Source organism: Arthrobacter sp. Soil_N43, from assembly GCF_057655195.1.
The window spans coordinates 1-22,591 of record NZ_JBDGML010000040.1 but is presented as its reverse complement, the minus strand read 5'-3'; the positions used below and the strand labels follow the sequence as shown (position 1 = coordinate 22,591).

At 67.4% G+C, this 22,591-nt stretch carries 20 protein-coding genes; 17 read left to right on the top strand and 3 right to left on the bottom strand.

What is annotated here, in order from left to right; genetic code table 11:
• The 5 genes from AC3A3W_RS02800 to AC3A3W_RS02780 all read left to right on the top strand — a co-directional run.
• Nucleotides 1–486 (top strand): aldolase/citrate lyase family protein (locus tag AC3A3W_RS02800; protein ID WP_487440367.1); only part of this gene is annotated, 486 nt, incomplete at its 5' end.
• 12 nt (nucleotides 487–498) lie between these two features.
• The gene (locus AC3A3W_RS02795; RefSeq protein WP_487440370.1) at nucleotides 499–1,806 is read left to right on the top strand and encodes a sialidase family protein; all 1,308 of its coding nucleotides are present in this window, start codon (nucleotides 499–501) and stop codon (nucleotides 1,804–1,806) included.
• Nucleotides 1,803–2,492 (top strand): SDR family NAD(P)-dependent oxidoreductase, encoded by a 690-nt coding sequence (locus tag AC3A3W_RS02790; RefSeq protein ID WP_487440366.1) that lies wholly within the window; start codon nucleotides 1,803–1,805, stop codon nucleotides 2,490–2,492. The genes AC3A3W_RS02795 and AC3A3W_RS02790 overlap by 4 nt, the downstream gene beginning before the upstream one ends.
• A gap of 61 nt (nucleotides 2,493–2,553) precedes the next feature.
• Entirely contained in the window at nucleotides 2,554–3,348 is a 795-nt protein-coding gene (locus tag AC3A3W_RS02785; protein ID WP_487440365.1) for a DeoR/GlpR family DNA-binding transcription regulator, read from the top strand.
• Complete coding sequence (locus AC3A3W_RS02780) at nucleotides 3,345–4,439, top strand: D-TA family PLP-dependent enzyme (protein WP_487440364.1); 1,095 nt, start codon at nucleotides 3,345–3,347, stop codon at nucleotides 4,437–4,439. The genes AC3A3W_RS02785 and AC3A3W_RS02780 overlap by 4 nt, the downstream gene beginning before the upstream one ends.
• A 9-nt stretch (nucleotides 4,440–4,448) precedes the next feature.
• On the opposite strand, the gene AC3A3W_RS02775 is transcribed toward AC3A3W_RS02780, so the two are convergent.
• Entirely contained in the window at nucleotides 4,449–5,555 is a 1,107-nt protein-coding gene (locus AC3A3W_RS02775) for a fatty acid desaturase family protein (protein ID WP_487440363.1), read from the bottom strand.
• 210 nt (nucleotides 5,556–5,765) lie between these two features.
• Here AC3A3W_RS02775 and argC point away from each other — a divergent pair, with 210 nt between their 5' ends.
• The 9 genes from argC (at nucleotide 5,766) to AC3A3W_RS02730 (ending at nucleotide 15,501) form a co-directional block, all read left to right on the top strand.
• Nucleotides 5,766–6,797: an N-acetyl-gamma-glutamyl-phosphate reductase gene (argC, locus tag AC3A3W_RS02770; RefSeq protein ID WP_487440362.1), complete on the top strand. Its 1,032-nt coding sequence runs from the start codon at nucleotides 5,766–5,768 to the stop codon at nucleotides 6,795–6,797.
• Nucleotides 6,794–7,960 carry a bifunctional glutamate N-acetyltransferase/amino-acid acetyltransferase ArgJ gene (gene argJ, locus AC3A3W_RS02765; protein WP_487440361.1) on the top strand — a complete coding sequence of 389 codons (1,167 nt, stop codon included), beginning with the start codon at nucleotides 6,794–6,796 and terminating at the stop codon, nucleotides 7,958–7,960. Before argC ends, argJ begins: the two co-directional genes overlap by 4 nt.
• A gap of 32 nt (nucleotides 7,961–7,992) precedes the next feature.
• Nucleotides 7,993–8,925, top strand: a complete 933-nt coding sequence (gene argB, locus AC3A3W_RS02760) for an acetylglutamate kinase (protein ID WP_487440360.1) — start codon at nucleotides 7,993–7,995, stop codon at nucleotides 8,923–8,925.
• A complete protein-coding gene (locus tag AC3A3W_RS02755; protein WP_487440359.1) occupies nucleotides 8,922–10,232 on the top strand; it encodes an acetylornithine transaminase in 1,311 nt (436 codons plus the stop codon). Before argB ends, AC3A3W_RS02755 begins: the two co-directional genes overlap by 4 nt.
• Nucleotides 10,229–11,236, top strand: a complete 1,008-nt coding sequence (argF, locus tag AC3A3W_RS02750; protein WP_487440358.1) for an ornithine carbamoyltransferase — start codon at nucleotides 10,229–10,231, stop codon at nucleotides 11,234–11,236. Before AC3A3W_RS02755 ends, argF begins: the two co-directional genes overlap by 4 nt.
• Complete coding sequence (locus AC3A3W_RS02745; RefSeq protein WP_205652179.1) at nucleotides 11,237–11,767, top strand: arginine repressor; 531 nt, start codon at nucleotides 11,237–11,239, stop codon at nucleotides 11,765–11,767.
• A 98-nt stretch (nucleotides 11,768–11,865) separates the two neighbouring features.
• Nucleotides 11,866–13,071, top strand: coding sequence for an argininosuccinate synthase (locus AC3A3W_RS02740; protein ID WP_487440357.1), 1,206 nt, complete (start codon nucleotides 11,866–11,868; stop codon nucleotides 13,069–13,071).
• 42 nt (nucleotides 13,072–13,113) lie between these two features.
• Nucleotides 13,114–14,568, top strand: a complete 1,455-nt coding sequence (argH, locus tag AC3A3W_RS02735; RefSeq protein ID WP_487440369.1) for an argininosuccinate lyase — start codon at nucleotides 13,114–13,116, stop codon at nucleotides 14,566–14,568.
• 195 nt (nucleotides 14,569–14,763) lie between these two features.
• Nucleotides 14,764–15,501 (top strand): maleylpyruvate isomerase family mycothiol-dependent enzyme, encoded by a 738-nt coding sequence (locus tag AC3A3W_RS02730; protein WP_487440356.1) that lies wholly within the window; start codon nucleotides 14,764–14,766, stop codon nucleotides 15,499–15,501.
• A 48-nt stretch (nucleotides 15,502–15,549) separates the two neighbouring features.
• Here the strand turns inward: AC3A3W_RS02730 and AC3A3W_RS02725 are convergent, their stop codons facing one another.
• Both AC3A3W_RS02725 and AC3A3W_RS02720 read right to left on the bottom strand, forming a co-directional pair.
• On the bottom strand, nucleotides 15,550–16,095 hold the full coding sequence (locus AC3A3W_RS02725; protein ID WP_487440368.1) for a methylated-DNA--[protein]-cysteine S-methyltransferase: 546 nt from the start codon (nucleotides 16,093–16,095) through the stop codon (nucleotides 15,550–15,552).
• Between the two features lie 38 nt (nucleotides 16,096–16,133).
• Nucleotides 16,134–17,645, bottom strand: coding sequence for a DNA-3-methyladenine glycosylase 2 family protein (locus AC3A3W_RS02720; protein ID WP_487440355.1), 1,512 nt, complete (start codon nucleotides 17,643–17,645; stop codon nucleotides 16,134–16,136).
• Nucleotides 17,646–17,763: 118 nt separating this feature from the next.
• Between AC3A3W_RS02720 and AC3A3W_RS02715 the strand changes: the two genes are divergently transcribed.
• The 3 genes from AC3A3W_RS02715 to tyrS all read left to right on the top strand — a co-directional run bounded on the left by AC3A3W_RS02715 (nucleotide 17,764) and on the right by tyrS (nucleotide 22,130).
• Entirely contained in the window at nucleotides 17,764–18,399 is a 636-nt protein-coding gene (locus tag AC3A3W_RS02715) for a DNA-3-methyladenine glycosylase (RefSeq protein ID WP_487440354.1), read from the top strand.
• Between the two features lie 130 nt (nucleotides 18,400–18,529).
• Nucleotides 18,530–20,758: a HelD family protein gene (locus AC3A3W_RS02710; RefSeq protein ID WP_487440353.1), complete on the top strand. Its 2,229-nt coding sequence runs from the start codon at nucleotides 18,530–18,532 to the stop codon at nucleotides 20,756–20,758.
• A gap of 58 nt (nucleotides 20,759–20,816) precedes the next feature.
• The gene (gene tyrS, locus AC3A3W_RS02705) at nucleotides 20,817–22,130 is read left to right on the top strand and encodes a tyrosine--tRNA ligase (RefSeq protein WP_487440352.1); all 1,314 of its coding nucleotides are present in this window, start codon (nucleotides 20,817–20,819) and stop codon (nucleotides 22,128–22,130) included.
• Nucleotides 22,131–22,591: the final 461 nt, after the last annotated feature.

Here is a 22,591-nt window from a genome sequence, read left to right as displayed (position 1 = left end):
CCGCTGGTCAACACGGCGCAGGACGCGGCAGCGGCGGTTGCGGCCGCCAAGTACCCGCCGATGGGCGGCCGCTCGTACGGGCCCATGCGCTCGGCACTGCGGATCGGGCCGGTTCCCGCCGAAGCGAACGCCGCCACCCTGGTGTTCGCGATGATCGAGACGCCGGACGGACTGGCGAACGTCAAGGAGATCTGCGCGACGCCGGGCCTCGACGGCATCTATGTGGGCCCCTCCGACCTGGCCATCGCCGTCGGCGGCGCCTTCCCGGGCGACCCCGCCATCGAAGCCGAGTTCAATGCCGCGCTGGAGACGGTCGCCGAGGCAGCAGCCTCCGCCGGAATTGCCGCCGGCATCCACACAGCCTCCGGCGACATCGCCGCCCTCAGGCTCCGCCAGGGGTACACCTTCACCACGGTGGCCTCGGACCTCACCCACCTCGAGTTGGCAGCCAAAGCCCACCTGGCCGCCGCAACCGCGAAGGACTGACCTGTGCCCACGATCCCCACGACGCCTACCCCCGCCACGCACAGCACTGAGTACAGCACCATCACCCCGGACGGTGCCCTGAAGCGTGCCGACGGCGCGGACTTTGCCTATCTCCCGGCGCCCACCGTCCAGAGCCACGCCGCGAACCTGCTGACCCTGCCGGACGGCCGGCTGGGATGCGTCTGGTTCGGCGGAACCCAGGAAGGCGTGCCGGACATTTCCATCTGGTTCTCCACGCTGGAACCGGGCAGCACGCAGTGGTCCGCCGCGGAGCAGCTCTCCAATGACGGCGCCCGCTCCGAACAGAACCCCATCCTGTTCACCGCACCCGCGCTTGCCGGTGAGGGCGAGGCCCTCTGGCTGCTCTACACCGCGCAGAAGGCGGGCAACCAGGACACCGCCGAGGTCCGCCGTCGGACGTCCACCGACAGTGGCCGGACCTGGGGACCAGTGGAGACGCTGTTCCCCGCCAACGAAACGGGCGGCGTCTTCGTCCGGCAACTGCCGGTGGTCCTGCCATCCGGCCGCCTGATCATCCCGATTTTCCGCTGCATCACCACGCCAGGCGAAAAGTGGGTGGGCAACAGCGACGACAGCGCCGTGATGATTTCCGACGACGCCGGCGCCACGTGGAGCGAAACCGTCCTGCCGGGCAGCCTGGGCTGCGTCCACATGAACATCCAGCCCGTGGCCGACGGCTCCCTGCTGGCCCTGTTCCGCAGCCGCTGGGCGGACTCGATCTACGAGTCCCGTTCCACCGACAACGGGTCCACGTGGAGCAAACCGGTCCCCACCGAACTGCCCAACAACAACTCCTCCATCCAGTTCACGGCGCTCGCCGACGGCCGGCTGGCGCTGGTCTACAACCACAGCCGCGCGGAGGAGAACACCGAACGCCGGCTCTCGCTGTACGACGAAATCGACGACGACGGGCTGGCTGAGGAACAGGGGCAGATCCCTGACGCACAGGGAGGACCGGCTGCGCCGGCCGGCGGTTCGCTCCCAGGCGGGGCCGCCGGCGACGGCGGTGAGCGCCGAGCCTTCTGGGGCACGCCCCGTTCGCCGATGACGCTGGCGATCTCCGAGGACTCGGGCCGCAGCTGGCCCGTCCGGCGGAATCTCGACGTTGGCGACGGCTACTGCCTCTCCAACAATTCCCGGGACGGCCTGAACAGGGAATACTCATATCCGTCCATCCATCAGGGCCCGGACGGCGCACTGAACATCGCCTACACGTACTTCCGCCAGGCCATCAAGTTCGTCCGCGTGGACCCGCAGTGGGCCTACGAGGGCAACACCACGCCCGGCGGGGACTCGTGACCGCTCCGCAGGCAGAGCGGCACGCGGTGGTCACCGGCTGCAGCTCAGGCATCGGCAAGGCGATCACCGAGCGGCTGCTGGCGGATGGCTGGTCCGTGACCGGGCTGAGCCGCAGGGAAGCGGCCCTCGGGCCCGGATTTCAATGGGTGCATGCGGACCTCAGCGATCCGGCCTCGCTGGCCGGCACCGTTGCGGGGGTGCGACCGGCCGACGCCCTGGTGCATGCCGCAGGGTTTCAGCGGACAGCGGTCCTGGGCGAACTGGATCCCGACGCCCTGACCGGCATGTTTACGGTCCACGTGGCCGCCGCCAGCGCCCTGGCCAACGCCCTGGTCCCGCGCATGCCGGACGGCGGCCGCGTACTGCTGATCGGCAGCCGGACGTCCACGGGCTTTCCGGGCAAGAGCCAATATGCCGCCACCAAGGCCGCGCTGCTGGGGATGGGGCGGACCTGGGCCCAGGAGCTCGCGCCCCGGGCCATCACCGTCAACGTCCTTTCCCCCGGGCCGACGGACACCCCCATGCTTTCCGATCCGGGACGCTCGGCGACGCCGCCGGTCATGCCGCCCCTGGGGGCGCTCGTGGATCCCGAGGACATCGCCGCACTCGCCGCCTTCCTGCTGGGTCCGCACGGCAAATCCATCACGGGCCAGAACTACGTGGTGTGCGGCGGGGCATCCCTGTGAACCGGTAGCCTGTTTAGCCCATAGCATGAGGACAGCGCGACCGCCCCGAAGGAGGAGCAGCATGACCACAGCCAAGGCCAGGCGGGAAGAGATCTACCATCTCGCCGTCACAACAGGGCTGGCATCAGTCGAGGACCTGTCGCGGCACTTCAACGTGACGGCCTCGACCATCCGACGGGACCTGGCGCACCTCAACACCCAGGGCAAGCTGGCGCGGACATATGGGGGCGCCGTTGCCCTCGGTGCGCATCCGGAGCCGTCCCTGCGGCAGCGCACGGGTGAGGCGTTCGAGCAAAAGCAGGCCATCGCCGCCTGGGCGGCGACTGAGATCCAGGACGGCGAAAACATACTGCTCGACGGCGGTTCGACGGCGGGCGCGCTCGCGCACGCCCTCCGGGAACGGGAAGGCTTGACGGTCGCCACACCCGGCATCAACACACTCCAGGAGCTTGCTGATTCTCCGGGCGTCCAGGTGGACTGCCTCGGCGGCAGGCTGCGCGGCGTCAGCCAGACGTTTGTCGGTCCGCTCGCCGAAGCTGCCTTGGAGCGCATGACCTTCGATCGGGTCTTCCTGGGCGCGGACGCGGTCACAGCAGAAGACGGCCTGTGCGAAGCTGACCACTCCCAGACACGGCTGAAGGAACTCGCGGCACGGCGCGGCGACGCCGTCTATGTGCTCGCGGATTCCACCAAGCTCGGCAAACGGCCGTTCCATGCCTGGGCGCGGATTCCGCTGCCCTGGACCCTCGTCACCGACAACCTTGCGGACGAGGCGCAGATAGAACTGTTCCGGAATTCCGGCGTGACCGTTCAGGTCGTAGACCTTGGCGGCACGGGCGCTGCGGAGGCGTCATGATCCCTCCCGGTCTCACGACTCCGGAGGTGATGATCGACGTCGACGTCCTCGACCGGAACATTGCCCGGATGGCATCAGCTACGCAGGCCCGCGGCCTTCGGCTCCGCCCGCACGCCAAGACCCACAAGGTACTGGAAATAGCGGAGCGGCAACTCGCGGCCGGGGCAGTCGGGCTGACCGTCGCCACCATCGGTGAAGCAGAAGTCTTCGCCAAGGCCGGAGTCGGGGACATCTTCATCGCCTACCCGCTGTGGGTGACAGAGTCCCAGGCGAAACGGCTGCGCAGCCTGACGGAAGCGTGCCGCATCACGGTGGGGGTGGACTCGGCGGAAAGCGCGTCCTTTATGGGGAAAAACCTCGGAGCCGACGCCGGCAGGGTTGCGGTCCTTGTGGAGCTCGACAGCGGACACCACCGCAGCGGAGCCCACCCGGACGAAGCCGCCGGGGTTGCGCGAGCGGCCGCCGATGCCGGGCTGGACGTGGCCGGCGTCTTCACGTTCCCGGGCCACAGTTATGCGCCGGGGATGCCGCTGGAGGCGGTCCGGCAGGAGGATGCAGCGCTGCGTCTGGGGGCTGACACGTTGGCGGCCGCAGGCTTCACGGTGAAAACCATCAGCGGAGGATCCACGCCCACGGCCATGCTCGAACGGGACACCGCGGCAACTGAACTGCGCCCCGGAGTTTATGTCTTTGGCGATGCCCAGCAGCTTGAGCTCGGACGGTGCGGGACCGATGACATCGCGCTGACGGTGGCCAGTACGGTGGTCAGCCACCACAAGACGGGTCCGGGTGAACCGGGACGCTTCATCATCGACTCAGGCAGCAAGGTCCTGGGCAGCGACCGCCCGGCGTGGGCCAGCGGCTACGGCCGGCTGCTCGACTATCCGGATGCGACCATTACCGCGCTGTCAGAACACCACGCCACGGTGCAATGGCCGCAGGGGCCTGCGCTGCCGGGCCGCGGCGACCTGCTCAGGGTGGTCCCCAACCATGTGTGCCTGACCATGAACCTGGTGGACGAGGTGGCGGTCGTCAGCCAGGGGGAGCCCGCAGGCCGGTGGACAGTTGCGGCCCGGGGAAAGAACAGCTGAGGCCCGCCGTCAGTAGCGCCGGGTGACCGCGGCCATGGGGCACTCGAAGCGCCGTCCGGCGGCGAGTCCCACGTCGTTGAGGTAACGCACGATGATGCCGTAGGAGGCGATAAGCGTGGTCTCCGTAAAGGGGATGTCGTGCGTCGCGCAGTACTGGCGCACGATCGCCGTCGCCTTGTGCAGCTGGGGACGCGCCATGTCGGGGAACAGGTGGTGCTCCACCTGGCGGTTGAGCCCGCCGAGCAGGATGTCCATGAACCTACCGCCCGAAATGTTGCGGGACGTAAGGACCTGGCGGCTGAGGAAATCCACGCGGCTGTCGGCGGGGAGGACCGGCATGCCCTTGTGGTTCGGAGCAAAGGATGCCCCCATGTAGAAGCCGAAGACGGCGAGCTGCACGGCGACGAAGGCGAAGGCCATGCCGAGCGGCAGGAATGTAAAGGCGAGCACGGGGATAACGCTCAGCCGTACCAACAGGATGGGCAGCTCCACCCAGCGGTGGTTCACTTTGGCCCGCCCGAAGATGAACCGGACCGAATCGATCTGCAGGCCCAGGCCCACCAGGAACAGCAGCGGAAAGAAGAGCCAGCCCTGCTTGCGCGTGAGGAAGGAGAGGCGGCCCTGGCGTTCAGCGGCGGCCTCTGTGTGGAAAACAATGGCCCCGGGAGCGATGTCCGGATCCTTGGAGATGACGTTGGGGTGGTTGTGGTGGGCCCCGTGTTTCTGCTCCCACCAGGAGTAGCTGATGCCGGCCACGGACGTGGCAATCAGCCGGGCGGACCAGTCGTTGGCGCGCCGGGAAGCGAAAATCTGCCGGTGGCCCGCTTCGTGGGCCAGGAAACTCAGCTGCGTGCAGATGATCCCGAGGGCCGCAGCGATCAGCAGCTGGAACCAGCTCTCTCCGATCAGGGCGAAGCCGAACCAGGTGGCTGCCATCAGGACGACCAGGCTGGAGAACACGGTGATGTAAAAGCCCTGGCGCCGCTCCAAGAGGCCGGCGGCCCGCACCGACTTAAGCAGGTCAGAGTAGCTCTGCGTGACGGGGTTGGCCTTGCGGACCCTGCTGGGCTGGCTGATCCGCGGCTGCGGGCGCTCGGAAGTGATGGTGGACGTCATGAACGGCGTGCCTCGTAACTGTTTACGGGCAACGCTGCTGCCGACGTTCGGCATGCGCGGAGTGGATCACCCTCACTCAAGGATACGCTCCCGCGCACCGTGCACGGTTCCGCTGCTACCGGCGCCGGGACTTTACCCAGCAGCAGAACGCACGCAGCATCTATGCATAAATATCGGGACCTATGCATACTCTTGCTGTATAGTCGTGGCATGACTATTTCTGTTGCCGTCTCCGGCGCGAGCGGTTATGCCGGCGGCGAGGTGCTCCGCCTTCTGTCCGGCCACCCTGACGTCACCATCGGTGCCATCACGGCGCACAGCAACGCCGGTTCCAGACTAGGCGAACTGCAGCCGCATCTCCATGGCCTGTCCAGCCGCATTCTGGAGGACACCACGGTGGAGAACCTGTCCGGGCACGACGTCGTGTTCCTCGCCCTGCCGCACGGGGCCTCCGCGGACATCGCCGCCCAACTGCCTGAAGGCACCGTGGTGATTGACGCCGGAGCGGACCACCGGCTTGAGGATGCCGCCGCGTGGGAGAAGTTCTACGGCTCAGCCCATGCCGGGACCTGGCCCTACGGCCTGCCCGAGCTGCCGGGCCAGCGGGAGAAGCTCCGGGGCGCCAAACGGATCGCCGTCCCCGGCTGCTACCCGACGTCGGCCCTGCTGGCACTCACGCCCGGCTTCGCCGCCGGGCTGCTGCAGGGCGACGACGTCGTCATCGTCGCCGCCTCCGGCACGTCAGGGGCCGGCAAGGCCGCCAAGGTCAACCTGATCGGCTCCGAGGTCATGGGATCCATGAGCCCCTATGGAGTGGGCGGCGGCCACCGCCACACCCCGGAGATCGAGCAGGGGCTGTCCAACGCCGGGGGAGAGGCCGTGACCGTATCGTTCACGCCCACGCTGGCACCGATGAGCCGCGGCATCCTCACTACCGCCACCGCGAAGGTCAAGCCCGGCGTCGGGGCCGATGACCTCCGCAGTGCGTGGTCCGAGGCCTACGACGATGAGCCGTTCGTCCACCTGCTTCCGCAGGGCCAGTGGCCTTCCACGAAATCCGTGCAGGGGTCCAACCATGCGGCCATGCAGCTGGCCTTCGACGCGCACACCGGCCGCGTGATTGTCACCTGCGCCATCGACAACCTGACCAAGGGGACCGCGGGCGGCGCCGTGCAGTCCATGAACATTGCCCTCGGCCTGGCGGAAACCGCCGGCCTCAACCTGCAGGGAGTTGCCCCGTGACCGTTACCGTGCCCCAGGGATTCCGCGCCGCCGGCGTCAAGGCAGGCCTCAAGGCCTCCGGAAACCCGGACCTCGCCCTCGTGGTCAACGACGGCCCCTCCAAGGCTGCCGCAGCCGTTTTCACCTCCAACCGCGTGGCCGCCGCGCCCGTCCACTGGTCGCGCCAGGTGGTGTCTGACGGCCGCGTGGACGCCGTCATCCTCAACTCGGGCGGGGCCAACGCCTGCACCGGGCCGCAGGGCTTCCAGAACACGCACACCACGGCCGAGAAAACGGCCGAGGTCCTCGGCATTTCCGCCACAGACGTCTTTGTCTGCTCCACCGGCCTCATCGGTGAGCAGCTGCCCATGGACAAGATCGTCCCCGGGATCGACGCCGTGGCAGCCGCACTCAGCGATGACGGCGGCGCGGAGGCCGCAGCGGCCATCATGACCACGGACACGGTGCCCAAGCAGGCAGTCTTCACCGGAACCGACGCCGAGGGGAACGGATTCAGCATCGGCGGCATCGCCAAGGGTGCCGGCATGCTCGCACCCGGGCTCGCCACCATGCTGGTGGTCCTCACCACGGATGCCGACGTCCCGGCTGAAATGCTCGACGTCGTCCTCCGCGACGCCACGCGCGTCACCTTCGACCGGGCGGACTCCGACGGCTGCATGTCCACCAACGACACCGTGGTCCTGATGGCCTCCGGAGCCTCCGGTGCCGTGCCGTCCGCCGAGACGTTCAGCGAGGGACTCACCCAGGTGTGCGCCGAACTGGCCCGCAAGCTGATCGGCGACGCCGAAGGCGCCAGCCACGACATCGCCGTGCGCACGTTCAACGCGGCCAGCGAACGCGACGCCGAAACCGTCAGCCGTGCCGTGGCGCGCTCCAACCTCTTCAAGGCGGCCATCTTCGGCAAGGACCCCAACTGGGGACGCGTCCTGTCGGCCGTCGGAACAACTGACGCCGTCTTCGAGCCCGACGCGCTGAACGTGTCCATGAACGGCATCCAGATCTGCCAGAACGGCAGCATCGGCCAGGACCGCAAGCTGGTGGACCTCGAACCGCGCGAAGTGCACGTGGACATTGACCTGCAGGCGGGCAGCGCGGAAGCCACCATCTGGACCAACGACCTCACTCACGACTACGTGCACGAGAACAGCGCTTACTCAAGCTAGATCCACCAGCCACCCCTGGAGAGAACAGCAGCATGAACACCCAGACCCGCGAGACCACGTCCATGAGCGATGCCCAGGGCAAAGCCGGCACGCTGATCGAAGCCCTGCCCTGGATCCAGCGTTTCGCCGGAAGCACCATGGTGATCAAATACGGCGGCAACGCCATGGTCAACGATGAGCTGCGCCGCGCCTTCGCCGAAGACGTCGTTTTCCTGCACCACGTGGGCATCCACCCCGTGGTGGTGCACGGCGGCGGACCGCAGATCAATGCCATGCTGAGCCGGCTCGGCATCGAGTCCGAGTTCAAGGGCGGCCTGCGCGTCACCACCCCGGAAGCGATGGATGTGGTGCGCATGGTCCTCACCGGCCAGGTGGGCCGCGAACTCGTGGGCCTCATCAATTCCCACGGGCCCTACGCCGTGGGCATGTCCGGCGAGGACGGCGGGCTGCTCCGTGCGGTCCGCACGGGAACCGTGGTCGACGGCGAAGAGGTGGACCTTGGCCTGGTGGGCGAAGTGGTGGGCGTCAACCCGGAGGGAATCGTTGACATCCTGGCCGCTGGCCGGATCCCTGTCATCTCCACGGTTGCCCCGGAGATATCCGAAGACGGCAACACCACCGGACAGGTGCTCAACGTCAACGCCGACACGGCGGCGGCCGCCGTCGCGTCGGCCCTGGGCGCCTCCAAACTCGTCATCCTCACCGACGTCGAGGGCCTGTACGCGAACTGGCCGGACAAGTCATCGCTCATCTCGTCGGTAACGGCTTCGGAACTGCGGGAGATGCTGCCGCGCCTTGAGTCCGGCATGATCCCCAAGATGGCGGCCTGCCTGAAAGCCATTGACGACGGAGTTGAGCGCGCACACATCGTCGACGGCCGCCTGCCGCACTCGATGCTCCTGGAAACCTTCACGACCGCCGGCATCGGCACCCAAGTGGTCCCGGACGAGGAAGTGAACGCATGAGCCACCTTGAAGATCTCGACAAGCTCGATCACCGGAGCCCGGTGGTTGAGCAGTCCCCGGTGGTTGAGCTTGTCGAAACCACAGGCCACTCCAGCGGCGCCGACTGGCTGGCCCGCTACTCGACCTCGCTCATGGGTGTGTTCGGCACGCCGCAGCGCGTCCTGGTCCGCGGGGCCGGCTGCCTTGTCTGGGACGCCGACGGCAAGGAGTACCTGGACCTGCTCGGCGGCATCGCCGTCAACGCCTTGGGACACGCCCATCCGTTCGTGACCTCGGTGATCGCCAGCCAGCTGGCCACGCTGGGGCATGTCTCCAACTTTTTCACCAGCCCCACGCAGATCGCGCTGGCCGAGAAGCTGCTGGCACTGAGCAAGGCGCCGGCAGGCTCGAAGGTCTTCTTCACGAACTCCGGCACCGAGGCCAACGAGGCAGCCTTCAAACTGGCCCGCCGGAATTCCGGTTCTCCCGCCGGGGAGGCCGGCGGCAGGCCCAGGACCCGGATCATCGCGCTCGAGGGCGCGTTCCACGGCAGGACCATGGGTGCACTGGCGCTCACCGCGAAGGAAGCCTACAGGGCGCCCTTCGAGCCGATGCCCGGCGGGGTGGAGCACATCCCGTTCGGCGACATCGACGCGCTCCGGAACGCCGTGGACGACACTGTGGCCGCGGTCTTCCTGGAACCCATCCAGGGCGAGGCAGGGGTCCGGCCACTTCCCGCCGGGTACCTGCAGGCGGCCCGCGAGCTCACGTCGCAGGCCGGTGCCCTGCTGATCCTGGATGAAGTGCAGACAGGCATCGGCCGCACCGGAAAGTGGCTGGCCAGCGAAGACGCCGGGATTGTTCCCGACGCCGTCACCCTGGCCAAGGGGCTCGGCGGCGGCTTCCCCATCGGCGCCCTCGTGACGTTCGGGGAGAAGACCTCGTCCCTCCTGACAGCGGGGCAGCACGGCACCACGTTCGGCGGAAACCCTGTGGCCACGGCCGCGGCCCTGGCCACGCTGCATGCGGTGGAAAACCAGCACGTGCTGGACAACGTCCGGAAGGTGGGGGACCACGTCCGCGCTGCCCTGGCCGCCGTCGACGGCGTCACGGAGGTCCGCGGGGAGGGACTCCTGATCGGCTTCGACCTCGACGCCGATGTTGCCCCCGCCGCCGTGACGGCCGCGCTCGACGCCGGGTTCATCATCAACAGCCCCGGGCCGCGGACCATCCGCCTGGCCCCGCCGCTGATCCTCACGGAAGACCAGGCAGACCGTTTCCTCGCCGCCCTTCCGGCCATCCTGCAAACCGCAAAGGACGCACAGTGACCTCAGCAACCGCTTCCCAACCCGCGACCCGCCACTTCCTCAAGGACACCGACCTCAGCCCGGCTGAACAGGCCGAAGTCCTGGAGCTGGCCGTCCGCATGAAGGCAGCGCCTTACAGCGTCCAGCCGTTCGCCGGGGAAGGCAGCGGGCGCAAGACCGTGGCCGTCATCTTCGACAAGACCTCCACCCGCACCCGTGTGTCGTTCGCCGCCGGCGTGGCGGACATGGGCGGCAACGCCCTGATCATCAACCCGGGTGAGGCGCAGATTGGCCACAAGGAATCCGTGGAGGACACCGCCAAGGTGCTGGAGCGCATGGTCTCCACCATCGTGTGGCGCACGGGTGCCCACTCTGGCCTCGTCGCCATGGCGGAAAACTCGCGCGTGCCCGTCATCAATGCCCTGTGCGATGACTACCACCCCTGCCAGCTGCTGGCGGACCTGCTGGCCGTCAAGGAGCACAAGGGTGAACTCAAGGGGCTCACCATGGCCTACCTCGGGGACGCAGCCAACAACATGGCCAACTCCTACCTGCTGGCTGGTGTCACGGCGGGGATGCATGTTCGCATCGCCGGCCCGGAGGGATACCTGCCGGCGGCAGGCATCGTCGAGTCAGCCAGGGAGCGCGCGGCAGAATCAGGCGGCTCCGTGCTCATCACCACCGATGCGCAGGAAGCCCTCAAGGGCGCCGACGTCGTGGCCACCGACACCTGGGTCTCGATGGGCCAGGAGGCCGAAAAGGAAGCCCGGCTCCAGCTGTTCCGCGAGTACTCCGTGGACGAGGCGGCCATGGCACTGGCGGCGGAAGACGCCGTCGTGCTCCACTGCCTCCCCGCCTACCGCGGCTACGAGATCTCTGCGGCCGTCATCGACGGCCCGCAGTCCATCGTCTGGGATGAGGCGGAAAACCGCCTGCACGCCCAGAAGGCGCTGATGGCCTGGCTCATGCACCGGTCCGGGCTGGCCGTTGTTGACGGACTGCCGCCCGTGGCGGGGCAGGCCTAGTTGTCTGTCCAGCCGCCGGTGCCGGGCGCGAGTCCGGCCACCAAGACGGCCCGCCAGGCGCGGATCACCGCGATCCTGACAGGCGAGTCGGTGCGCTCCCAGGCAGAGCTGGCGGCCCTGCTCGCGGACGACGGCGTGCAGGTCACGCAGGCCACCCTGTCCCGTGACCTCGTGGAGCTCGGGGCCGTGCGGGTCCGCGGGAAGGAAGGCGTCCTGGTCTACGCGGTTCCCGGCGAGGGCGGCGAAAGGGCGGCGAAGAGCGGGGTCAGCCAGGAAATCCTCGACGCCCGGCTGTCCAGGCTGTGCGGGGAACTGCTGGTCACCGCCGAGGCGTCGGCCAACATCGCCGTGCTGCGCACGCCTCCCGGGGCGGCGAACTTCCTGGCCCTCGCGATAGACCATTCGGTCATGCCGTCCATCCTGGGCACCATCGCGGGAGACGACACCGTGCTGCTGGTCGCCCGCGATCCGCAGGGCGGGCCGGAACTGGCCGCGCGCTTTTTGCAGCTCGCGGAGGAAGCCGGCCAGTAAGCCGGGACAGCACGTTTTCAAATTGGGCCCGGCACAGCGGTGTGACAGGCTTTTCATCAGACAAACAAGTTCAACCAACCAACTAAGGAGCATTTGACGTGACTGAACGTATTGTTCTGGCCTACTCCGGTGGCCTGGATACTTCCGTAGCCATCGGCTGGATCGGTGAAGCCACCGGCGCCGAGGTCATCGCCGTGGCGGTCGACGTCGGACAGGGCGGCGAATCGCTGGAGACTATCCGCCAGCGCGCCCTGGGCTGCGGCGCCGTCGAAGCCTACGTGGCGGACGCGAGCGACGAGTTCGCCAACGAATACTGCATGCCCACGCTGCAGGCCAACGCGCTGTACCAGGGCCACTACCCGCTGGTCTCCGCGATTTCCCGCCCGGTGATCGTCAAGCACCTCGTCAAGGCGGCGCGTGAGTTTGGCGCCACCACCGTGGCCCACGGCTGCACCGGCAAGGGCAACGACCAGGTCCGCTTCGAAGTGGGCATCCAGACCCTCGGCCCGGACCTGAAGTGCATCGCGCCGGTCCGCGACCTCGCCCTGACCCGCGACAAGGCCATCGCCTTCGCCGAGGAAAAGGGACTGCCGATCGAGACCACCAAGAAGAACCCCTACTCGATCGACCAGAACGTCTGGGGACGCGCCGTCGAAACCGGCTACCTCGAGGACATCTGGAACGCCCCCACCAAGGACATCTACGACTACACCGCCACGCCGGAGTTCCCGCCGGCCCCGGACGAGGTCACCATCACCTTCGAAGCCGGCGTTCCGGTAGCGATCGACGGCGTCAAGGTCACCCCGCTGCAGGCCATCAAGGAACTCAACCGCCGTGCCGGTGCGCAGGGCGTGGGCCGCATCGACGTCGTCGAGGACCGCCTCGTGGGCATCAAGTCCCGCGAAATTTACGAGGCTCCCGGCGCCATGGCACTGATCACGGCCCACAAGCACCTCGAGGACATCACCATCGAGCGTGAGCAGGCCCGCTTCAAAGCCACTGTTGGGCAGCGCTGGGCCGAACTGGTCTACGACGGCCAGTGGTTCTCCCCGCTCAAGCGCTCCCTCGACGCCTTCATCGCCGACACCCAGCGCTACGTCTCCGGTGACATCCGCATGGTGCTGCACGGCGGCCAGGCGATCGTCAACGGACGCCGTTCCGAGACCTCGCTGTACGACTTCGACCTCGCCACCTACGACACCGGCGACACGTTCGACCAGTCCATGGCACGCGGCTTCATCGAGCTGTGGGGCATGTCCGCCAAGGTTGCCTCCGGCCGCGACATCCGCGTCGCAGGAAAGTAAAAATCGGTGGTTGAGCAAAAACCTACCCCCGGGCAGAACCCGGTGGTTGAGCCTGTCGAAACCCAGGTTTCGACAGGCTCAACCACCGGCTCGACGAACACGGGTGCGTTGTGGGGCGGCCGGTTCGCCGGCGGCCCGGCGGACGCACTGGCGGCGCTGAGCAAGTCCACGCACTTTGACTGGCGGCTGGCCCGCTACGACATCGCCGGCTCCACGGCGCACGCCCGCGTGCTGCACAAGGCCGGGCTGCTGGACGATGCCGAGCTTGAGGGCATGCTGTCCGCCCTCAGGCAGCTGGACGAGGACGTCGCCTCCGGCGCCTACCTGCCGGCGGAGTCCGACGAGGATGTCCACGGATCGCTGGAACGGGGCCTGATTGAGCGCGCCGGCACGCAGCTGGGCGGCAAGCTCCGCGCCGGACGGTCGCGCAACGACCAAGTGGCCACGCTCGGCCGCATGTTCCTGCGCGACCACGCCCGGATCATCGCCCGTGGGGTGCTGGCCACCATCGATGCGCTCGTGGAGCAGGCCAAGGCGCACCAGGGCGTGGCCATGCCCGGCCGCACGCACCTGCAGCACGCCCAGCCGGTTCTGCTGAGCCACCACCTGCTGGCCCACGCATGGGCGCTGCTGCGGGATGTGCAGCGGCTGCAGGACTGGGACAAGCGCGCGGGTGTCTCGCCTTACGGCTCCGGCGCCCTCGCCGGCTCCTCGCTGGGCCTGGACCCGGAGGCCGTCGCGGCGGACCTCGGGTTCTTCTCGGCGGTCCACAACTCGATCGATGGCACCGCGTCCCGCGACGTCTTCGCCGAGTTCGCGTGGGTGTGCTCCATGATCGGTGTGGACCTCTCGCGCGTGTCCGAGGAGGTCATCCTGTGGGCCACCAAGGAGTTCTCCTTCGTCACCCTGCATGATTCGTATTCCACCGGATCGTCGATCATGCCGCAGAAGAAGAACCCGGACGTGGCGGAACTGGCCCGCGGCAAGGCCGGACGCCTGATCGGCAACCTGACCGGCCTGCTGGCAACCCTGAAGGGCCTGCCGCTCGCGTACAACCGCGACCTGCAGGAGGACAAGGAACCGGTGTTCGACGCCGCGGACACCCTGGAAGTGCTCCTCCCGGCGGTCTCGGGCATGATCGCCACCCTGAAGTTCAACAGGGAGCGGATGGAATCGCTGGCCCCGCAGGGCTTCGCGCTGGCCACGGACATCGCCGAATGGCTGGTCCGCCAGGGCGTTCCGTTCCGCGAGGCGCATGAGCTCTCCGGTGCCGCTGTGAAGCAGGCCGAAAGCCGCGACGTCGAGCTGTGGGACCTGACGGATGAGGAGTACGCCGCCATTTCGGAGCACCTGACGCCCGACGTCCGCACGGTCCTCAGCACCGAGGGTTCCCTCAACAGCCGCAACTCGCAGGGCGGCACCGCACCGGCCGCCGTCGAACGCCAGCTGGCCGCGCTGGAAGGCGAGCTGGCCGGCGTGCGGGAGTACGCCGGATAGCAGCACCACGCTCTCTCAGTTGTTGCAGCTTTTGGCCAAACGCTCCCTCACTTTCCGCAAGAAAGTGAGGGAGCGTTGCCGATATTCACGCAACAACTGCGAGAGCGTTGTGGGTTTAGCGCCGAAGACTCCCTGCTGTCATGGCTGGCGCGGAGCCTGTGTTAAGGCAGATTAACTCTCCGCTACGATTGCCGTATGACCGCAATCACACCTGACACGGTTCTCGCCGAACTCCACAAAGCGGCCGACGCCGTTGCCTCCCTCGCCGCAAAGCTCACCCAGGAAGACGTCCCGGCACCCTCCCTGCTGGCGGGCTGGACCCGCGGACATGTGCTCGCGCACATCACCGGCATCTCGAACGCCATGGCCCGCCAGCTCGAATTCGCCGCCCGCGGCGAAACAGTGGAGCTGTACGACGGCGGCTACGACGGCCGCACGAATGCCATCGAGGCGGCTGCCGGCCATGGCATCGACGAACACCGCCGCGACCTCACCGCAGCGCTCGAGCGGGCGCTGCATGCCTTCGATTCGCTGGAGCCGAGCGGCTGGCAGGTTCCCATTTCCTACCGCGGGGGAGTGGTGCTGGACGGCGGCCTGGCCCTGTGGCGCGAGCTCGTGATCCATGCGTCCGACCTTGGCGCCGGGCGCGGGCCGGAAACCTGGAGCAGGCAGTTCTGCGAACACCTCTTCGATTTCCTGTCGGCCCGTGTGCCCGAGGGGCAGAGGCTTGTGCTCCAGCCCCTCGGCCTGCCGCCTGTGGCAATCGGCGCCGGCGGGCGCTCCATTGTCATCAGCGGAATGGTCACCGACATTGCGGCCTGGCTCGCGGGCCGCGAACCTTCGTTGGGCAGCCTGCGCGCCTCTGCGGCGGCCGACGGCGTGGACCTGCCGGAGCTGCTGCCGTGGCCGTCGGGCGTTCCGGCGCCTAAATAGGGACGCCGTAGGGACGCGGCCGGAGGCCGCCTGGGGGCGCCGCCTGGCCTAGCGCGCCTGCGCTGTGAGGGATTCCGCCGTGGGTGATGCCGCTGTCAGAGCATCCCTTTCGCGGGCCAGCAGGCTTTCCTTGATCCGCAGGCCCCACCGGAAGCCGCCCAGCGTGCCGTCGGTGCGGACCACCCGGTGGCACGGTACGAACAGCGCCGCGGCATTGAAGGCGCATGCACTGGCCGCGGCGCGCACCGCTTTGGCGTTGCCGGACAGCTCTGCATACTCGGTGTAGGTCACCGGCGCTCCGGGGCGTACGGTCCGCAGGACATCCCAGGCGTGCGCCCGGAACGGACCGGACTTCTGCAGCACCGGCACGCTCATGGCAGGGGCCGGGTTGCCGGCGTAGAAGGCGTCCACGGCCGCGGAAATGGGGCCGAGGCCGTCCACGTTCTCGTAGCCAGCCGGCAACAGCTCGGGGTGGATCTGGCCGGTCAGTTCACCCGCATCCGCCGTCCAGCCCGAAGCCAGCACAACACCGTCGCGGGCGATGATGGTAAACGGGCCGTCCGGAGTTGCCATGGTGAGCAGCTGCGCCTTGATGGCCGTGTCCGTGTGCTCGACTTTCATGTTCTGTGCCTTCATGTCGGTGCCTTTGCGGCGGTGGTTGTGGTGGATTTCGGGGCAGCCGCGGCCGCCCTCCAGAGGTGCATGGTGGCATAGGACCGCCACGGGCTGACTTCAGAGAAGTCGGAGGACAGGGTGGCGGTGTCGGCGCCCTGCCCGTTCGAGACTGCGTCGGCTGACAGCGCCCGGATTCCGTTGCGGACCGCGGCGTCGTTGGCGAGATAGATGTCCGGGGAGCCGATCACGCGCATCGCCACGTACCCCACGGTCCAGGGTCCGACACCCGCCAGCGGGAGGAGCTTCGATCGCAGCCCCGGCAGGTCATCCCCGTAGCCCAGCTCCAGGTCTCCGGCAGCCAGTGCGGCCGCGGCCGCCATGAGTGAGTCTATTCTGCGTTGCGGCCCGCGCAGCAGTTCCCTGCCGGCTGCCGAGATTTGCTCGGCCGTGGGGAACATCCTGTCCAGGCCGTCACCGGCGACAGCACTGGGGCTGCCCGCCATGGAAAGCTGCGTGAGCGCCGTTCGTGCCGCGGCAACCGTAATCTGCTGGCCGATCATGGCCCGGATCAGCAGTTCCTGCGGATCCAAGGCGCCAGGCATGCGCAAGCCGGGTGCCGCGGCCACCGCCCTGGAAAGCCGGGGATCAGCGGCGAGGGCGTCGTCGATCGCGACAGGGTCGGCGTCGAGATCGAAGAGGCGGCGCACCCTGCTCAGCAGGGCCGGGAGATCGCGCAGGTCCACTGCGGCGATGGTGAGCACCAGCGGACGCCCCGGGGTCTCGGCGCCGTACTCCACGGTGAACCGGGCGTCGCCGTGGGGCAGCCGCAGGCAGCGGCCGTACGACGTCGGCGTGCCGGCCTCGATCCCCGGGATGGAGCGGAGGGCCAAGAAGGTGAAAATCCCCGGGTCGAAGGGCTTCCTGTAGGGCAGATTGAGGGTGAGCGCCGTGCTGGCCGCCGGCGCTGGATGGCGGTGCGCTGTGGCGCGAAGCGCTGTCGGTGTCATGGCGAAGACTTCGCCCACGGTCTCGTTGAACTGGCGCACGCTGCTGAAACCGGCAGCAAAGGCGATGTCCGCAAGCTTCATGGACGTGGACACCAGCAACGTGCGGGCGGTCTGTGCCCTGCCGGCCCGTGCCAGTGAGAGCGGACCGGCCCCGAGCTCATGGCTCAGGATCCTGTTCAGCTGCCGGGATGAGTATCCCAGGCGTGCAGCCAGCCCTTCCACGCCGTCGCGGTTGATCACACCGTCGTTGATGAGCCGCATGGCCCGGCCCGCGACGTCCGAGCGGACGTTCCAGGCGGGGGTTCCCGGGACGGCCTCGGGCAGGCAGCGCTTGCAGGCACGGTAGCCGGCTTCGTGCGCGGCGGCCGACGTTTCGTAGAATGTGACGTTCTCCGCTTTTGGCGTCTTCGCCGGGCACGAGGGCCTGCAGTAGATGCCCGTGGTCCGCACCGCCGTGTAGAACTGCCCGTCGAAACGGGTGTCCCGTGCGTCGATGGCGCGGTAGCGCTGCCAGAAGTCCATGACTCCATCCTGTCAGCCGGCAGAGTGTGCGGCTAGCGGAAATCGGACATGGCCGTGCGCGTGTGCGGCTGCCCGTGGCCCGCGCCCGCACCAGAAACGGCTTGGGTAAAGTCGGGGCATGACCACCAGCGGACCCATGCGGCAATTCTTGTCCGGCGATGCGCGGGAAATCGCCCCGCTGCTCCTGGGGTCGGTCCTGACCCACACGAGCGCGGAGGGACCCGTCGCCGTCCGCATCACTGAGCTTGAGGCCTACATGGGCCCTGTGGATTCCCTCCATCCTGACCCCGGCTCCCATACGTACCGCGGACCCACCCGCAGGAATGCCCCGATGTTCGGCCCGGCGGGCCATCTCTACGTCTACTTCACGTACGGCATGTACTACTGCGCCAACATCGTGTGCGGACCGGCCGGCCACGCTTCCGCTGTCCTGTTGCGCGCGGGCGAAATAGTTGAGGGCCGGGAACTGGCCCTGGAGCGGCGGCCCACGTCGAAATCCGCCAAGGACCTGGCCAGCGGTCCCGCCAGGCTCGCCACGGCGCTCGGGCTGACTACCGAGGACAGTGGCCGGGACGCCCTGAGCCCGCCGTTCGGGCTGGCCTTGCCGCCTGCACCCGCCGCGCACGTCAGCACGGGCCCGCGGGTGGGCGTCGCCGGGCACGGCGGCACCCACGACTATCCGTGGCGCTTCTGGTTGACGGGGGACCCCACCGTGTCCCGCTACAAGGCGGCGAAGGCGCGCCCGGCGCGCTGATTCACGTAGCGAAGCGCTGATTCCTGCTCGCCCCGTCAGATAACCTGCTGTATGCAGTTCAACAGCCGCCACGGACACCGAAATGGTTGTAGAATGGACGGTCTGTCTTTTGCGATAGGGGAACGTTTAAATGCTCGACGCCGATTTGGCCCACGAACGGGACTATGTGGCCGGTCTGTATGCCCGGCTTGATGAATTGCGCGAGGAAAAACGCGCCCAGCTGGCACAGGTGCGCCGCGCTGGCGCAGTGGGCACCATGCAGAACGTTTCCGAACGCGACGCCTTCGCGGCCCTCTACGAGGACCGTCTGGCCCAGCTCGACGCCGTCGACGACCGCCTGGTGTTTGGCCGGCTGGACCTCGACTCAGGAGAGGCGCAGTACATCGGCCGCATCGGCCTGACCACCGAGGATCTGCAGCGCCTCATGGTGGACTGGCGTGCGCCCGAAGCAGGGCACTTTTACCAGGCCACGGCCTTTGACCGCCAGGGCGTGCGCCGGCGCAGGCACCTGATCCTGCAGGGGCGCGAGGTCAAAGCCATCGAGGACGACGTCCTGGACGCGGACATGCTGGCGGACAACGAGTCCCTGCAGGGCGAAGGCGCGCTGCTCGCCGCCCTGAACTCCAAGCGGACCGGCCGGATGTCGGACATCGTCGGCACCATCCAGTCCGAACAGGACCGCATCATCCGCTCCTCCATCTCCGGTGCCCTCGTGGTCCAGGGTGGGCCGGGCACGGGCAAGACCGCCGTGGCGCTGCACCGCGCTGCGTACCTGCTCTACACGCACCGGGACCGGCTCAAGACAGCCGGCGTGCTGCTGGTGGGACCGTCGTCGTCCTTCATGAAGTACATCGAACGCGTCCTGCCGTCGCTCGGCGAAACCGGCGTCGTGATGGCAAGCGTTGGGCGGCTCATGCCAGGCATCAACGCCATCCCCGAGCCGGAGGCCGATGTTGCTGCCATCAAGGGGCGGCTGGACATGGCCGACGTCATTGCCAACGCGGTGGCCAACCGGCAGCGCATCCCTGCCGAAAACCGGATTCTCGAAGTGGACGGCCGAAAGCTGGTCCTCACGCCCCGGCAGGTCCGCCGCGCCCGGGAACGGGCCCGCTCCACCGGCAAGCCCCACAACGAAGCACGCGTCACGTTCGTCAAAATCCTGCTCCGCGAACTGACGGAGCAGATAACGGAGCTCGTGGAAGCGGGCAACATCGGCAACAACGCAGACCGGTCCTATCTTGCCGAGGACGTCCGCTCCGCCAGGGACGTCCGCATTGCACTGAACCTCTGCTGGATGCCGATGACGCCCGAAAAGCTGGTCAGCGAACTGCTGAGCAAGCCGGCCCTCCTGGAGGCCTGCACGCCCAAGCTCACCGCGCGGGAACGCGAGCTCCTGCTCCGCGCACCGGATGCCCCGTGGACCGAGGCCGACGTGCCACTCCTTGACGAGGCGGCCGAACTCCTCGGCGAGCTCGATCCCGCTGCCGGGCGCGGACTCGCCCAGCAGGAGCACGACCGCGCCCGGGACCTGGCAAACGCCCGGCAGACGCTCGTCAACATGGAGACGGCCGGCGTGGATGTCCTCATGTCCGCGGAGGAACTCGTTGAGCAGAACCAGGAGCGCGAGGCACGGTTGACCGCGGCCGAGCGGGCCACCAGCGACCGCACCTGGGCGTTTGGCCATATCGTGGTGGATGAGGCGCAGGAACTGTCGCCGATGCAGTGGCGCCTCCTCGTCCGGCGCTGCCCGCTCAAATCTTTCACGATCGTGGGGGACATCGCCCAGACCAGCTCCGTGGCCGGAGCCAATTCGTGGCAGGGTGCCCTCGGCCCGCTGTTCGGCGACCGCTGGCAGCTCGAAGAGCTCACCGTGAACTACCGGACGCCGTCGCAGATTGCCGAGTCGGCTGCGCGGATGGCGAACGCTGCCGGGCTCGTGGTGTCCGCACCGAAGGCGGTCCGTGAGGGCCGCTGGTCGCCCATCATCGACCGGGTGGATCCGGGCAGCCTCGTAAGCCGGCTGGTGGAGGTGCTGCCGGAGGAGCTGGACGCGATCGACGGCGGCCTGCTTGCGGTGATTGCCGACGGGGACCTCCTGCCCGAAGCCACGTCAGCACTGCGCGGCGTCTACGGGCGCCGCATCGGCACCGGCGCCGGCAGCTACGAACAGGACGTTGTCGTCATCAGCCCCAGGGAAGCCAAGGGCCTGGAATTCGACGCCGTAGTGGTCCTTGAACCGTCCACGATGCTCAATCATGAACATGGCAGGGTCGGCGACCTCTACGTAGCCATGACGCGGCCCACGCAGCGGCTCCGGCTGATCGCAGGTGCGGGCATTCCGGCGGGCATCGAACGCTGAGATTGTTCGGGGTGCTTGGGGGCGGCCGCAGGCGGCCGATCCTGCTAACTTAGAAGGCGTGTCACACCTAAACGACCTCGAATCCCAGCAGAACGACCCCAGCTTCGCCAATGTCTGGCAGGAGCTCAAATGGCGCGGACTTGTCCACGTGTCCACCGATGAGGTGGAACTGGAAAAGCTCCTCGCGGGAGACCCGGTCACGTATTACTGCGGGTTCGACCCCACGGCCCCGAGCCTTCACCTGGGGAACCTGGTCCAGCTCCTCCTCATGAGGCGCCTCCAGCTGGCAGGCCACAAGCCCCTGGGCCTCGTGGGCGGCTCCACTGGCCTGATCGGTGACCCGCGGCCGACGGCGGAGCGCACCCTGAACACGAAGGACACAGTTTCGGAGTGGGTCGGCTACCTGCAGGCCCAGGTGCGGCGCTTCCTGAGCTTTGACGGTGCCAATGCTGCACGCATGGTGAACAACCTCGACTGGACCGCGCCGCTGAGTGCCATCGACTTCCTGCGCGAGATTGGAAAGCACTTCCGTGTGAGCACGATGCTGCGCAAAGACGCCGTGGCATCGCGGCTGAGCTCCGATGAGGGCATCAGCTACACGGAGTTCAGCTACCAGATCCTGCAGGGGATGGACTACCTGCAGCTCTACCGCGACTACGGCTGTGTGCTGCAGACGGGAGGCTCCGATCAGTGGGGAAACCTGACGAGCGGCACGGAGCTCATCCGCAAGGTGGAGGGGAAGACCGTGCACGCTCTCGGCACCCCGCTCATCACCAACGCCGACGGCACGAAGTTCGGCAAGAGCGAAGGCAATGCGATCTGGCTGGACCCGGCCATGTGCAGCCCCTACGCCTTCTACCAGTTCTGGCTGAACACTGCCGACGCCGACGTTGTTGACCGGCTCAAGGTCTTCACTTTCCTGAACCGCGCCGAGATCGAGGCGATCGGGGTGTCCGTTGCCGAGCGTCCCTTTGCCCGCGAGGGCCAGCGCCGGCTCGCGTACGAAGTGACCTCGCTGGTCCATGGGGTCGAAGCGACTGAAAAGGTCATTGCGGCATCGGCTGCGGTCTTTGGCCACGGGGACCTGTCGGGACTGGACGAGCAGACGCTCGCTGCGGCGACGTCCGAGCTGCCCTCTGCCTCGGTGGACGGGGCGGCCCTGGGCATCATCGACCTGCTGGTTGCATCAGGTCTGTCGGAGAGCAAGTCTGCCGCGCGCAGGATCGTTGGCGAAGGCGGCGCCTACGTCAACAACGCCAAGGTGTCGGACCCCGACGCTGTGATTGCACGGTCCGAACTGCTGCACGGCAAATACCTGCTGTTGCGCAGGGGAAAAAAGAACCTGGCCACCGTCCAGGTATTGGGTAGCTAGCACCACGATCCCTTCATTGCACGCTCCTCCGCAGCCGATTTGCACGGCCGCGGGGGAGCGTGTAATGTCTTCTGAGTCGCCGCCGCTGAGTGGTGACAAACCCCCTTCACTGAGAAGCAATTCTTCATGTGCAAAGCACTGAATGAAGAAAGGCTTCCAATAGTGTTGGGCGGATTCGTTTCACGGAAGTGAATATCGGGAAAACAACCGGATTTGCAAAGTGAAAATGAATGAAATAAGCTATAAACATCGCAGCGAAGAAATGCGAAACAAAAGAAATTAGCGAACTGAATCGCGAATTGTTTCGAGAAGTATTCGAATGTGTCTGTTGTTTGAGAACTCAATAGTGTGCCAAGTTTGTTGATACCGGTTTATTTTATATGAATTGGTTGATTTGCCGGGCCTGTCCGCCCCTGTGGGTGGGTCTGGTTTTTTAGCTGGTTTCAAATTTTGTGCAGCCT

What these genes read in the sequence shown, in the direction of transcription:
- AC3A3W_RS02755 (WP_487440359.1), top strand. Translation starts at nt 8,922, where the DNA reads ATGAGCCACCTTGAAGATCTCGACAAGCTCGATCACCGGAGCCCGGTG.
- AC3A3W_RS02710 (WP_487440353.1), top strand. Translation starts at nt 18,530, where the DNA reads ATGCTCGACGCCGATTTGGCCCACGAACGGGACTATGTGGCCGGTCTG.
- AC3A3W_RS02715 (WP_487440354.1), top strand. Translation starts at nt 17,764, where the DNA reads ATGACCACCAGCGGACCCATGCGGCAATTCTTGTCCGGCGATGCGCGG.
- AC3A3W_RS02730 (WP_487440356.1), top strand. Translation starts at nt 14,764, where the DNA reads ATGACCGCAATCACACCTGACACGGTTCTCGCCGAACTCCACAAAGCG.
- AC3A3W_RS02780 (WP_487440364.1), top strand. Translation starts at nt 3,345, where the DNA reads ATGATCCCTCCCGGTCTCACGACTCCGGAGGTGATGATCGACGTCGAC.
- AC3A3W_RS02775 (WP_487440363.1), bottom strand. Translation starts at nt 5,555, where the DNA reads ATGACGTCCACCATCACTTCCGAGCGCCCGCAGCCGCGGATCAGCCAG.
- argC (WP_487440362.1), top strand. Translation starts at nt 5,766, where the DNA reads ATGACTATTTCTGTTGCCGTCTCCGGCGCGAGCGGTTATGCCGGCGGC.
- argB (WP_487440360.1), top strand. Translation starts at nt 7,993, where the DNA reads ATGAACACCCAGACCCGCGAGACCACGTCCATGAGCGATGCCCAGGGC.
- AC3A3W_RS02720 (WP_487440355.1), bottom strand. Translation starts at nt 17,645, where the DNA reads ATGGACTTCTGGCAGCGCTACCGCGCCATCGACGCACGGGACACCCGT.
- AC3A3W_RS02785 (WP_487440365.1), top strand. Translation starts at nt 2,554, where the DNA reads ATGACCACAGCCAAGGCCAGGCGGGAAGAGATCTACCATCTCGCCGTC.